The sequence below is a fragment of the Caulobacter sp. LjRoot300 genome (assembly GCF_964253875.1).
Classification (GTDB): Bacteria; Pseudomonadota; Alphaproteobacteria; order Caulobacterales; family Caulobacteraceae; genus Caulobacter.
Map to the genome: position 1 here is coordinate 630455 of NZ_CAXUSA020000003.1, position 13172 is coordinate 643626.

The following is a 13172-nucleotide window of genomic DNA, read 5'->3' on the forward strand; positions in this document are numbered from 1 at the left end:
ATGCCTGTTGAGTTTGGGGCACAGTCCCCCTTAAACTTGGTCAATGGCGTCCGTTCCATCCGTGCTGGAGCTTGAAGGACCGCCGACCCGCTTCAGCCGGGCCTGGTGGCGCGAACTGCTGCGGTCGCGCTTCACGCTCGGCGGCGCCTACGGCCTGGCCATCGCCCTGACGGCCACGGCGGTGTTCCTGGCCTCGTCGCCGCCCGCCACCGGACCGATCGGTCCGGCCACCACGGTCATTCTCGTGGTTCTCGGCTTCAACCTGGCCCTGATTCTCTGCATCGCCGGCATCGTCGGCTGGCGGCTGCTGGATCTGGTGGACGCCCGGGCCAGCGACGCCGGCGCGCGCCTGCACCTGCGGTTCGTCGGCCTGTTCTCGGTGGCCGCCGTGGCCCCCGCCGTGATCGTGGCCCTGTTCTTTGGCGTGCTGGTCAACCGCGGCGTCGACGCCTGGTTCAGCGAGCGCGTGCGCACCGTGGTCGAGAACTCGGCGACCGTGGCCCGCTCCTATGTCAGCGAGCAGACGGATTACATCAGCCAGCACGTCGGGCCGATGGCCGGCGTGCTGAACCTGGCCGCCCCGACCCTCGCCGATTCCCCCGTCGCTTTCGGGCACTACATGAAGGAGCACATGGAGGAGAACGGCTTCTCGGCCGCCTATGTGCTGGACCGCGACGGCCGCATTCTGGCCCGCGCTGAGTCCGACAGGGCTCCGCCGTTCCTGGCTCCGCCGCCATCCAGCTTTAAATGGACCGACACCGGCGAGATCCCTACCCAGCGCTTCGTCGAGGAAGACCTGTTCCGGGCGCTCTACCGCCTCAAGGCCTTCCCCGACGCCTATCTCTATGTCGCTCGGCCGATCGACAAGGGCATCCTGGCCCACCTGATCGAGTCCGAGGAATCGCTGATCTCTTACCGCGAGGCGGCCAAGAACCAGGATCGAATCCAGGTGATCTTCGGCCTCAGCTACATCGAGACCGCGTTGCTGGTGCTGGTCGCGGCCGTCTGGGTGGGCATCGCCGCCGCCAACTCGATCGCCGCCCCCGTCTCCGGCCTGGTGCAGGCGGCGGGTCGGGTGTCGGCCGGCGACCTGAACGCCCGGGTCGATGTCGAGGCCGGCCCCGAGGAGATCCGCGCCCTGTCGGTGGCGTTCAACATGATGACCACCGATCTGCAGGCCCAGCAGGCGGCGCTGCGCGTGGCCAGCCTCGACGCCGAGTCGCGCCGCCAGTTCATCGAGACCGTGCTGTCGGGCGTCAGCGCCGGCGTGGTGGGCCTGGACGCCGGGGGGCGGATCACCGCCCTCAACCGCCGGGCCGGCGACCTGCTGGCCCTGGACGAGAGCGCCGTGGGCCAGCCCCTGGTCGAGGTCGCGCCGGAACTGGAGACCGTGATCCAGGAGATCAGCGGCGGCCGCCCCAACGCCGAGGTCGAGATCGACGTGATGCGCGGCGGCGAGACGCGGCGGCTGCGCTTCCGCGGCGCGGGCCAGGCGGCCGAGACCCTGGTGCTGACCTTCGACGACATCACCCGCCTGATGGCCGCCCAACGCAACGCCGCCTGGAAGGACGTCGCCCGGCGCATCGCCCACGAGATCAAGAACCCGCTGACCCCCATCCAGCTGTCGGCCGAACGGATCCGCCGCAAGTACCGCAAGGACATCACCAGCGACCTGGACACCTTCGACCGCTGCACCGAGACCATCATCCGCCAGGTCGGCGACATCGGTCGGATGGTCGACGAGTTCTCGGCCTTCGCCCGGATGCCCGCCCCGCGCTTCGCCCCGGCCGACCTGACCGAGATGCTGCGCCAGGCGGTGTTCGCCCAGCGCTTCGTCGACGCCGAGACCGAGGTGGCGCTGGAGGAGCCCGGCGACGAGGTGTGGATCAGCTGCGACGCGCGAATGGTCGGCCAGGCCCTGACCAACATCCTCAAGAACGCCGGCGAGGCGGTCGGCGCCCGTCGCCAGACCTCGCCGGAACCGCCGGGCCGCATCGTCGCCAGCCTGGTGTCGGACGACGAGCACCTGTGCATCGTCATCGAGGACAACGGCGTGGGCCTGCCGACCCGCGACCGCGACCGGCTGACCGAACCCTATGTCACGACCCGCGAGAAGGGCACCGGCCTCGGGCTGGCGATCGTCAAGCGGATCATGGAGGACCACGAAGGCGAACTGGTCCTGACCGACGCGCTGAACGGAACCGGCGCCCGGGTCATCCTGAAGTTCCCCACGACCGCGCGGCTCGCCGCCGCCAACGCCCAGAACGGCGTAGAGGAGATGATATGAGCGCTGACGTGCTTGTGGTCGACGACGAGGTCGACATCCGCGAACTGGTGGCCGGCATCCTGGAGGATGAGGGCTACGCGGTGCGGGTGGCGGCCGACTCCGACCAGGCCCTGGCCGCCTTGCGGGCCCGCAAGCCCGCCTTGCTGGTGCTGGACATCTGGATGCAGGGCGGCGGCATGGACGGGCTGGAGCTGCTCGACATGGTCAAGGCCCTGGACCCCGACCTGCCGGTGATCATGATCTCGGGCCACGGCAACATCGAAACCGCCGTCAGCGCCATCAAGCGAGGGGCCTACGAGTTCCTGGAAAAGCCGTTCAAGTCCGATCGCCTGCTGTTGGTGGTCGAGCGGGCCCTGGAAGCGGCCAACCTCAAGCGCGAGAACCGCCGCCTGCGGGTGCAGAGCTTCAGCTCCGACGGCCTGATGGGCAAGTCGGCGGCGGCCCAGGCCCTGCGCCAGCTGATCGCCAAGGTCGCCCCGGCCAACAGCCGGGTGCTGGTCTCGGGCCCGCCCGGCTCGGGCAAGGAACTGGTGGCCCGCTTGATCCATGGCTCAAGCGCCCGGGCCCGGGCCGAGTTCGTCGCGGTCAGCGCCGCCGGCATGGCCCCCGAACGCCTGGACGTCGAGCTGTTCGGCGAGGAGGGCGAGAACGGCCGGACGCGCAAGATCGGGGTGTTCGAACGCGCCCACGGCGGCACGCTCTATCTCGACGAAGTGGCCGACATGCCGCGCGAGACCCAGAGCCGCATCCTGCGGGTGCTGGTCGAACAGCGCTTCCGCCGGGTGGGCGGCGACAGTGACGTCCAGGTCGACGTGCGGGTGATCTCCTCGACCTCGCGCGAACTGCGCGACGAGATCGCGGCCGGGCGGTTCCGTGAGGACCTGTTCCATCGTCTCAACGTGGTGCCGGTGCGGGTGCCGGGGCTTTCCGAGCGCCGCGAGGACATCCCCGAGCTGATCAGCTATTTCGTCGACCGCATCGCCGAGGCCACGGGCATGCAGCGGCGGCGGTTGGGCGAAGACGCCCTGGCCACGCTGCAGGTGCAAGCCTGGCCGGGCAATGTTCGCCAGTTGCGCAACAACGTCGAGCGGATGCTGATCCTGGCCTCGGGCGAACCGGGCGACCTGATCACCGCCGAGATGCTGAACGCCAACGAACAGCCGACCGGCGGCAACGCCGGGGCGATCGGGGCCGAGCGGATCATCGCCCTGCCGCTGCGCGAGGCCCGCGAGCTGTTCGAGCGGGAATATCTCAACGCCCAGATCCTGCGGTTCGGCGGCAACATCTCGCGCACCGCCAACTTCATCGGCATGGAGCGCTCGGCCCTGCACCGAAAATTGAAATCCCTCGGCGTCGCCGGCGCCCGGGTGGAAGAGGAAGAGTAGCAAAACTCCGCTCATCCCGGCGAACGCCGGAACGAGCGGTTTGAGTGTGTTGGCGCTTGGATGGGCGTCCGGAAGGGAATTCAAGCCATGTCGCGTTTCGCCTACGTCAACGGCCGCTTTGTCCGCCACGGCGAGGCCGCCGTGCATATCGAGGACCGCGGCTACCAGCTGGCCGACGGCGTCTATGAGGTGTGGGCGGTGTTCGGGGGCAAGCTGGCCGACGCGGCCGGGCACTTCACGCGGCTGTGGCGCAGCCTGGACGAACTGCGCATCGTCCATCCGATGAGCGAGAAAGCCCTGACCGTGGTGCTGCGCGAGGCCATCCGCCGCAACAAGGTGCGCGAGGGCCTGGTCTATCTGCAGGTCACCCGCGGAGTCGCCCCGCGCGACCACGCCTTCCCCAATCCCGCCGTGCCGCCGGCCGTGGTGATCACCGCCAAGAGCGTCGACCGCGCCGCCGCCGAGGCCAAGGCCGCCAAGGGCCAGTCGGTCGTCACCGTGCCGGAGACCCGCTGGGGCCGCTGCGACATCAAGTCGATCGGCCTGCTGCCCAACGCCCTGGCCAAGCAGGTCGCTCGCGAGCACGGGGCGGTCGAGGCCTGGTTCGTCGACGAGTTGGGCCTGGTCACCGAAGGCGCCTCGTCCAACGCCTGGATCGTCGACGCCGAAGGCCGCCTGCGCACCCGCGACACCCAGGCCAACATCCTGCGCGGCATCACCCGCTCCAGCCTGCTGGAAGTGATCGCCGAGGCCGGCCTGCCGGTGGCCGAGCAGCCGTTCACGGTGGAGGAGGCCAAGGCCGCGCGCGAGGCCTTCATCACGGGCGCCGGCACGCTGGTGCTGCCGATCGTCAGCGTCGACGGGGCGCAAATCGGCGACGGAAAGCCCGGGCCGGTGGCGACGCGGCTTCGACGTCTCTATATCGAGCGCGCCAAGGCCGCCGCGATCTAGGCCGCAAGAACCAGGTTTCGAACCTTGGCGCGGTTTCTTTGCTGATTGGTCATACCAACCGGCGAAAAATGCTTTAGTCTGACCTTGTTTGTGTGGGGGGCGTGTGGCCCTCCGAAACAATAAGAGGGGAATCCCCATGTCGACCGAGAAAAAACAAAACCTTCAGGACACCTTCCTGAACAGCGTGCGCAAGTCGAAGACGCCGCTGACCATCTTCCTGGTGAACGGCGTGAAGCTGCAGGGCGTTGTCAGCTGGTTCGACAATTTCTGCGTCCTGCTCCGCCGCGACGGCCAGTCCCAGCTGGTCTACAAGCACGCCATTTCGACGATCATGCCGGCCCAGCCCGTGCAGCTGTACGAGCCAAGCGCTGATCAAGACGACTGATTCCTAACGTTTGACCAAATCCACTTCCAAATCCATCGACCACGCGGCGCCGATCTTCCGGGCGTTCGTGATCCATCCCGTGCGCCCGACGCGCGGCCAGTCGGCCCTCGAGGCGCGTGATCCCAAGGCGCGCCTCGAGGAGGCCGTCGGCCTGGCCGTCGCCCTCGACCTCGACGTCGTCGAGACCACGATCGCGCCCCTGCGCCTCGTCACGCCCGCCACCCTGTTCGGCAAGGGCAAGATCGAGGAGTTCGCCGCCCTCTGCGAGGTCGAGAAGATCGACGTCGCGGTGTTCGACGACCAGCTGACCCCGGTCCAGCAGCGCAACCTGGAACGGGCCCTGAACGTCAAGGTCATCGACCGCACCGGCCTGATCCTCGAGATCTTCGCCCGCCGGGCCCGCACCCGCGAGGGCAAGCTGCAGGTCGAGCTGGCGCGGCTGGACTACGAGCGCTCACGCCTGGTCCGCACCTGGACCCACCTGGAGCGCCAGCGCGGCGGCACCGGCAATACCGGCGGCCCCGGCGAGACCCAGATCGAGCTCGATCGTCGCTTGATCGCCGGCACGATCGGCAAGCTCAAGCGCGAGCTGGAGGAGGTGCGGCGCACCCGCACCCTGCACCGCAGCGCCCGCAAGAAGGTCCCGTACCCGACCGTGGCCCTGGTGGGCTACACCAACGCCGGCAAGTCGACCCTGTTCAACCGCCTGACCAACGCCACGGTCGTGGCCCAGGACATGCTGTTCGCCACGCTGGATCCCACCCTGCGCACCGTGAAACTGCCCGACGGGCGGCCGGCGATCCTGTCCGACACCGTCGGCTTCATCTCCGACCTGCCGCACGAGCTGGTCGAAGCCTTCCGCGCCACCCTGGAGGAGGTGCAGGAGGCCGACGTGGTGCTGCACGTGCGCGACGTGGCCAATCCCGACACGGATTCCCAGGCCCGCGACGTCCAGAAGGTGCTGGCCGAGCTGAAGGTGCTGGGCGACGACGGCCAGGCCGAGGGCGGCAAGACCCTGATCGAGGTCTGGAACAAGATCGACCTGGTCGATGGCGAGGCCCGCGAGATCCTCGAGGGCCAAGCGCGCCGCCTGGGCGCCTCGGCCGTCTCGGCGGTCACCGGCGAGGGCTGCCCCGAGTTGCTCAAGCGGGTCGGCGGCCTGATCGACGACACCCCGCCGGTCGCCGTGCGGCTGGCGGCCAAGGACGGCGAGGCCCTGGCCTGGATCTATCGCAACGGCCGGGTCGAGAGCCGCGAGGACGAGACCGAAGGCGGCGTGCGCCTGATCGCCCGCCTCGACGCCCAGGCCCTGGGCCGGTTCGAGCGGCAGTTTCCCGACGTCTGGGTGATGGCGACGGGGGATTAGGCTTCCCGGACGGGCCGTGTCTGTCGCTGCCCGGCTCGCCTCAAGCCGCCACGCTGGCCGGTTTGAGCGCGCCGAGCACCTTGTTGGCTTCCGCCTCGCCCTCCTGGGCCCGTCGCGCGATGGTCTCGGGGGAGAAGTCGCTGCCGCCGAAGTCCTCGACCTGATCGGCGCGGGTGATGCTGACGATGTGCGGTACACGGACATAACCGCGGGCCTTGACCGCCGCATAGGCTGTCTTGAAGTGCGCGTCCTGGCGCACGGGATGGTCGGCCGCCAGGGCCTCCAGGGCCTCCATCAGATCGGCGACCTCGTCGAAGCGCCGGAGCAGTTTCAGATCCTGGGCGGTCTTGTTGCAGAACTGCAGATTCTGGGTCCGCTCGGCGACCTGGGCGAAGCTGGTCGGGACGGGCGCCTTGTTGGGGAACAGATTGATCACGTAGACCGTGCGCTGGTCGGCCCCGTCCAGGCGGTCGAGGATCGCGCCCAGGGGCGTGTTGTCGAACAGCCCGCCATCCCAGTACGACTTGCCCCCGATGACCGTCATGGGGAACGATGGCGGCAGGCTGCCGCTGGCCAGGATGTGATCGAGGGTCAGGGGCGTTTCGCCGCTGTAGAACTCCTCGATCTCGCCGGCCTCGATGTCGGTGGCCGTGACCAGCAGGCCAGGCTTGGCCGAGGTGTCGGCCAAGGCGTCGAGATCAAGCAATTGCGCCAGGGTCGTGCGCAGCGGGGCGGTGTCGTAGAGGTTGGTCCAGCGCGCCAGGTCGTAGAAATCGTAGCGCGGCAGGTAAAAGGCGGGATTGCCGAGCAGCGAGGCGTAGGAACGCAGGGGTGGCGGCAGGAACCAGCCCGAGACCGCCACCGCCCGCCAGAACCGCTCAAGGGCCTGCAACGGCGTCAGGCCCTTGGCCGGACGCGCCAGAAGGGCGGCGGTGATAGCGCCGATCGACACACCGGCGATCAGGTCCGGCGCGAAATCAGGGTCACCGTAGAGCCGGCGGGCCACCCCCAACTCAAAGGCGCCGAGCGCGCCACCACCTTGCAGGACAAGGGCCGAACGCGCCTTCACCATCGTCGCCTCCAAGGCCGGGTCTAAGGTAGGGGCAATGTTGCACCGCATATGTTGCGGTGCAACCTGGTCTCTTGTGGAGGCGAAATCACGACTTAGTGTTGAGCGCCTTCTCCGCCGCCTTCGCCGCATCCCACAACCCGTCCATCTCCGCCAAGTCCGACTGGTCCGGGGTCCGCCCGTCCTTGGCCAGTTCGGCCTCGATGAAGGCGAACCGCCGCGCGAACTTGGCGTTGGTGGCCCGCAGGGCGTCCTCGGGCTCGATGTCCAGCTTGCGGGCCAGGTTGGCGACCACGAACAATAGGTCGCCCAGTTCCTCGCGGGCCTTGGCCTTGTCGCCGGCCGCGATCTCGACCTTCAGCTCGGCGACCTCCTCGGCCAGCTTGTCCAGCACCTCATCGGTCGAGGGCCAGTCGAAGCCGACCCGGGCGGCGCGCTTGGTCAGCTTGACGGCGCGGGTCATGGCCGGAAGGCCGGCGGGCACGTCGTCGAGGACGCCGCCCTTCTTCTTGGCCTGGCGCTCCTGGGCCTTCAGCGCCTCCCAGCCGGCGGTCTGGGCGTCCTGGTTCTCATAGGCGTGGTCGCCGAACACGTGCGGATGGCGGCGGACCATCTTGTCGTTGATCGCCGAGGCCACGCCCGCCAGATCGAAGGCGCCTTGCTCCTCGGCCATGCGCGCGTGGAACACCACCTGCAGCAGCAGGTCGCCCAGCTCTTCCTTCAGGTCCGAAAGGTCGCCGCGCTCGATGGCGTCGGCGACCTCGTAGGCCTCCTCGACCGTGTAGGGCGCGACCGTGGCGAAGGTCTGCTCCAGGTCCCACGGGCAGCCGCCGTCGGGATCGCGCAGCCTGGCCATGATGTCAATCAGGGTGAAGAGGGGGTGCTGATCCTTCTCTCGAGGATCATTCAACGGCGGGTTTGGGAGCGGCGAGGGGGGCGACATGCGGTTCCGGGGTCGGGCTGGGGAGGGGCTCGGCCGCGTCCCGTTCGTCGAGGCGACGGCGGATCTCGGCATGGGCAGTCGCGTCCAGCGGATAGCGCAGGATGACCGCGCACACCAGCAGGCCCAGCACCGCCGGGGCCACCGCGTACATGGCGATCAGGGCGGTGTCGCCCTGGACGCTGGGGACCTTGGGGTCGAATCCCAGCCAGGACAGCAGCAGGAACACGCCGATAGCCAGGGCGTAGCCCAGCTTCACCGTGCCGTTGACGATGGCGTACAGCAGGCCGGTGCGGTCGACGCCGCTGGCCAGCCGCTCTTCGTCGCCGATGTCGGCCATCATCGAGCGCACCAGCAGCGGCGCGGCCGAATAGGGCAGGCCGGCCAGCACCAGCACGGCCATGCCGATCACGGTCGGGGCGTTGAAGCCGAAGCCGCCCTGGTTGCCGGGGGTGAAGACCGAGGCGATCTGCACGAGCGCATAGATGACCGAGGCGATGGCCAGGGCCCGGTGCTTGCCGACCTTCCGGGCCAAGGCCGGCCAGACCGGCGAGCCCAGCAGGGCGGCGACGAAATAGACCAGCAGCAGGACGCCCGCCCCGGTCTTGTCGAACCCCTTGATGCGCTCGAAGAAGAAGAAGAACAGCGCCCCGGCGATGCCCGGCGCCAGGCCCATCAGCAGGTCGGCGATCAGCAGCTTCCGGACCGACGGCCGCTTGATCAGGCCCAGGTACTGCCGCAGGCCCGCCTGATGCTTGATCGGCGGCACGTTGGTCTCGCCCACCACGCCGATGGCCAGCAGGAAGGTCAGGGGCAGCAGGACGATGATGAACCAGCCCATGGCCTGGATGCCGGCGGCATGGTCGCCCTTGAAGACGATCGACAGGACCGGCGGCAACAGCAGCACCAGGATCATGCCGACGACGTTGCCGGCCTGCCACCAGCCATAGATCCGCGAGCGCTGCTGATAGTCCGGCGACAGCACCGAGCCCCAGGCGGTGTGCGACAGCACCGCCATTGAATAGCCGGCGTAGCAGACCACCAGCGCCGCCCACAGATAGACCGGGCCAACCCCGGGCTTGGCCATGAACAGGGCGTAGGCGGCGATCATCAGGATCGGGGCGGCGGCCGCCAGCCAGGGCCTGAACCGGCCGAGCCGGGTGCGGGTGCGGTCCATGACCCCGCCCAGGATCGGGTCCAGGACGATGTCGGCCAGCCGCACCAGCAGGAAGGCCGCACCCACCACCGACAGGGAAAGGCCCAGGTCGCTGACATAGTATTCCGGCAGATAGACCACCAGCGGCAGGCCCAGCGCCGCCAGGGGCAGGCAGGGCGCGGCGAAGGCCGCCAGGGTCCAGGATGAGCGCCGTCCGGTCATGCGTTCCTCGCCGAGAGCGGGTAGGCCCCGCCTTCATGAACGGTGATCAGACGCCGTGTCGGGGCGGCTGGCAAGAACTCTCCGAAACGCTGGTTTCAGCGGCGCGGCTTGGAGCCGTCGTCGAACTGATCCTTGGCCAGACGGTCAGCCAGACGGTCGAAGGCGTTCTCGGCGTCGTGCCAGGTCGAGCCGTACCGGGCCCAGCGGATGTCGGTTTCCCACCAGCTGTAGGCGATCGGCGTGCTCTTTCCGGCCGGATCGACATAGCGGCCGCTGACCCGCGCCCCGCCAACCCCGAAGCTTTGGTAGGATAGGCCCGGCGTGTTGCCCATCTGCTGCGGCGTCGGGTGGTTGGGCTTGGCGTCCTCGATCACCAGCTCGAGCGTGCCGCCGCCCGGCCGCGGCGGCAGCCGGCGCTCGACCGCGCGCTGCAGCTGGCTGGCCAGGATGTCGAAGTCCCGCTGGCCGATGTCCTTGACCTTCTCGGCCAGTTTCGGACCGATCGAGACCTGGACCTCGGAAACCGCGGGGGCGGCGAGGGCGGGCTGGGCCGCGCCCAGCAGGAGGAGGGCGGAGACGAGGGCGACGCGCATGATGGACTCTCCCGGATCAAACTTGGCCTGGAATGTGGGGATCGCGCGGCCGCGGCGCCAGGCTGAAAGCCAGCCAGCCCAGCAGGGCCGACAGCAGCGAGCCGGCCAGCACGCCGATCTTGGTCTCGTCCTGCAGGATGGGGGCGGAGAAGGCCAGGTTGTTGATGAACAGGCTCATGGTGAAGCCGATGCCGCACAGCGCCGAAACCGCGAACAGCTGGGTCCACGAGGCCCCGCTGGGGCGCTGGGCCCAGCCCAGCTTGATCGCCGCCAAGCAGAACAGCCCCACCCCGATCGGCTTGCCCAGGAACAGGCCCAGGGACGCGCCCAGGGTGGCGGGCGCGGTCAGCTCGGCCAGGCCGACCTGGCCCAGGGCGACGCCGGCGTTGGCGAAGCCGAACACCGGCACGACCAGATAGGCCACCCACGGATTGAGCCCGTGCTCCAGGCGGTGCAGCGGCGAATGGGCGTCGTCCAGATGGGAGGGCGACTTGGTGATCGGGATGGTCATGGCCAGGATCACCCCCGCCAGGGTGGCGTGCACGCCGGACTTGAGGAAGAAGAACCAAAGTCCAGCCCCGACAAGCAGATAGGGCCACAGCTTCATCACCTTGAGCCGGTTCATGGCCACCAGGACGGCCAGGGTCGCGGCCGCGCCGCCCAGCGCCCAGAGGGTCAGGTGGTCGGTGTAGAAGATCGCGATGATCAGGATGGCGCCCAGGTCGTCGATGATCGCCAGGGCCGCCAGGAAGATCTTCAGCGAGCCCGGCACCCGCGACCCCAGCAGCGACAGCACCCCCAGGGCGAAGGCGATGTCGGTGGCGGCCGGGATCGCCCAGCCGCGCAGGTTGGCGGGCGTGTGAAGATTGACCGCCACATAGATCAGGGCCGGCGCGATCATGCCGCCCAGGGCCGCCACGCCCGGCAGCACGCGCCGCGACCAGCTGGACAGCTCGCCGTCGACCGTCTCGCGCTTGATCTCCAGCCCGACCAGCAGGAAGAACACCGCCATCAGCCCGTCATTGACCCAGTGGGCCACGCTGAGGCCGCCGACATAAACGTGCAGGGCGTGGAAATAACCGTCGGCCAGCGGCGAGTTGGCGACCACCAGCGCCAAGGCGGCCGAGCCCATCAGCAGCAGCCCGCCGGCGGATTCGCTGCGCAGGAAGGCGCGTAGGGCGGAGAGCGGGCGGGGGCGGGCGGTCGTCATGCGGCGGTCCTCGCGGATTCGTAGGCGCCACCCTAACTTGTCATGACGGGCGAAGCGACGACTTGGGACCGACCTCGACGGATGCAGGAGCGCCTACAGCCCCGCGATCCGCGCGATCGCCTCAATGTCCAGCGTCTGCTCCAGCATCGCGGCGATCTCGTCCAGCGCCGCGTCGACCGTGGCGGCGTGATCACGCGGCGTGGTCGCCAAGCCCAGCGGGGCCAGCAGGGCCGCCCGCGCCTCGCCGCGCTCGAACAGGCCGTGGACATAGGCCCCGGCCACCCGGCCACTAGCCGAGACCGCGCCATCGGCGGCGCCGCCGTCGAAGACCAGCATCGGTCTCGCCGCGCCGGGGCCGGTCGTGCGGCCGACATGCATCTCGTAGCCCGAGAAGACCGCGTCGCCGGCTAGCAGACGGCCTGAGGCCGCGCGCAACACCTTGTCGCCCCGCAGCACGGTCTCGACATCCAACAGGCCCAGGCCCGCCGCCGACCCCGGCGCGCCCTCGATCCCGTCGGGATCGCTCACCGTGCGCCCCAGCATCTGGTAGCCGCCGCAGACGCCCAGCACCCGACCGCCGCGCCGCGCGTGGGCCAGGATGTCGATGTCCCAGCCCTGGGCGCGCAGGAAGGCCAGGTCCGCGAGGGTGGCCTTGGTCCCCGGCAGGATCACCAGGTCGGCGTCGCCGGGCACGGGGGTCCCGGGCGGCAGGAAGGCGAAGTCGATGCCGGGATCGGCCCGCAGCGGGTCGAACTCGTCGAAATTGGCGATCCGCGACAGCATAGGAACCACGATCCGCACGCGCCGATCGCCGTCGGTCCGGACCGGACGCTCCAGCACCACGGCGTCCTCGGCGGGCAGGGCGCGGGCCGGGGCCAGCCAGGGCGCCATGCCCAGGTCGGGCCAGCCGGTCCGGGCGACGATCTCGCGACGGCCGTCGTCGAACAGCGAAGGATCGCCGCGGAACTTGTTGATGATGAAGCCCTTGATGCGGTCGCGGTCGGCGACGTCCAGCACCAGGTGCGCCCCGGCCAGGGCGGCGATCACGTGGCCCCGGTCGATGTCGCCGACCAGGGCGACCGGCACGTCGGCGGCGTGGGCGAAGCCCATGTTGGCGATGTCGCCCTTGCGCAGGTTGGTCTCGGCGGGGCTGCCAGCGCCCTCGACCAGCACCAGGTCGGCCTCGGCGGCCAGCCGGCGATAGCTGTCGACCGTGGTGGCCAGCAGGTCGGGCTTGAGCCCCTGGAACGCCCGGGCCTTGTAGGCGCCGACCACCTTGCCCCGCACCACCACCTGGGCCCCGACGTCGCTCTGCGGCTTCAGCAGCACCGGGTTCATGTGGACGGTCGGCGGCGTGCGGCAGGCGATGGCCTGCAGGGCCTGGGCCCGGCCGATCTCGCCGCCGTCTTCGGTGACGGCGGCGTTGTTGGACATGTTCTGCGGCTTGAACGGCCGCACGACCAGGCCGCGATTGGCGAACAGCCGGCACAGGCCGGCCACCAGGGTCGACTTGCCCACGTCCGAACCGCAGCCCTGGATCATCAGCGAGGCCATGGCCCGCGCCTACAGGCGGCGCGGATCGCGGTCAATGCGCGGCTGGCGTCGGGA

At 69.5% G+C, this 13172-nt stretch carries 11 protein-coding genes; 5 read left to right on the forward strand and 6 right to left on the reverse strand.

From position 1 onward, the window contains the following. Nucleotides 1-43 precede the first annotated feature (43 nt). From ACSQ2G_RS13150 to hflX, 5 genes are all read left to right on the forward strand, one after another. On the forward strand, nucleotides 44-2287 hold the full coding sequence (locus ACSQ2G_RS13150; RefSeq protein WP_436031483.1) for an ATP-binding protein: 2244 nt from the start codon (nucleotides 44-46) through the stop codon (nucleotides 2285-2287). Further along, the gene (gene ntrX / locus ACSQ2G_RS13155) at nucleotides 2284-3672 is read left to right on the forward strand and encodes a nitrogen assimilation response regulator NtrX (protein WP_436031485.1); all 1389 of its coding nucleotides are present in this window, start codon (nucleotides 2284-2286) and stop codon (nucleotides 3670-3672) included. Before ACSQ2G_RS13150 ends, ntrX begins: the two co-directional genes overlap by 4 nt. 87 nt (nucleotides 3673-3759) lie before the next feature. Further along, nucleotides 3760-4623, forward strand: coding sequence for a D-amino-acid transaminase (locus ACSQ2G_RS13160; RefSeq protein WP_436031487.1), 864 nt, complete (start codon nucleotides 3760-3762; stop codon nucleotides 4621-4623). Between the two features lie 136 nt (nucleotides 4624-4759). After that, on the forward strand, nucleotides 4760-5008 hold the full coding sequence (hfq, locus tag ACSQ2G_RS13165; RefSeq protein WP_012286640.1) for an RNA chaperone Hfq: 249 nt from the start codon (nucleotides 4760-4762) through the stop codon (nucleotides 5006-5008). Nucleotides 5009-5018: 10 nt separating this feature from the next. Then, complete coding sequence (gene hflX / locus ACSQ2G_RS13170) at nucleotides 5019-6374, forward strand: GTPase HflX (protein WP_436031488.1); 1356 nt, start codon at nucleotides 5019-5021, stop codon at nucleotides 6372-6374. 40 nt (nucleotides 6375-6414) lie between these two features. On the opposite strand, the gene ACSQ2G_RS13175 is transcribed toward hflX, so the two are convergent. The 6 genes from ACSQ2G_RS13175 to ACSQ2G_RS13200 form a co-directional block, all read right to left on the reverse strand. Then, nucleotides 6415-7446 carry a patatin-like phospholipase family protein gene (locus ACSQ2G_RS13175; RefSeq protein ID WP_436031489.1) on the reverse strand — a complete coding sequence of 344 codons (1032 nt, stop codon included), beginning with the start codon at nucleotides 7444-7446 and terminating at the stop codon, nucleotides 6415-6417. Nucleotides 7447-7531: 85 nt separating this feature from the next. Further along, complete coding sequence (mazG, locus tag ACSQ2G_RS13180) at nucleotides 7532-8386, reverse strand: nucleoside triphosphate pyrophosphohydrolase (protein WP_436031491.1); 855 nt, start codon at nucleotides 8384-8386, stop codon at nucleotides 7532-7534. Next, the gene (locus tag ACSQ2G_RS13185) at nucleotides 8346-9761 is read right to left on the reverse strand and encodes an MFS transporter (protein ID WP_436031493.1); all 1416 of its coding nucleotides are present in this window, start codon (nucleotides 9759-9761) and stop codon (nucleotides 8346-8348) included. Before ACSQ2G_RS13185 ends, mazG begins: the two co-directional genes overlap by 41 nt. A gap of 95 nt (nucleotides 9762-9856) precedes the next feature. After that, nucleotides 9857-10354, reverse strand: coding sequence for a hypothetical protein (locus ACSQ2G_RS13190; protein ID WP_436031495.1), 498 nt, complete (start codon nucleotides 10352-10354; stop codon nucleotides 9857-9859). 16 nt (nucleotides 10355-10370) lie between these two features. Further along, nucleotides 10371-11564: a Na+/H+ antiporter NhaA gene (gene nhaA, locus ACSQ2G_RS13195; RefSeq protein ID WP_436031497.1), complete on the reverse strand. Its 1194-nt coding sequence runs from the start codon at nucleotides 11562-11564 to the stop codon at nucleotides 10371-10373. A 93-nt stretch (nucleotides 11565-11657) separates the two neighbouring features. After that, on the reverse strand, nucleotides 11658-13118 hold the full coding sequence (locus ACSQ2G_RS13200; RefSeq protein WP_436031499.1) for a cobyric acid synthase: 1461 nt from the start codon (nucleotides 13116-13118) through the stop codon (nucleotides 11658-11660). Between the last annotated feature and the right edge of the window lie 54 nt (nucleotides 13119-13172).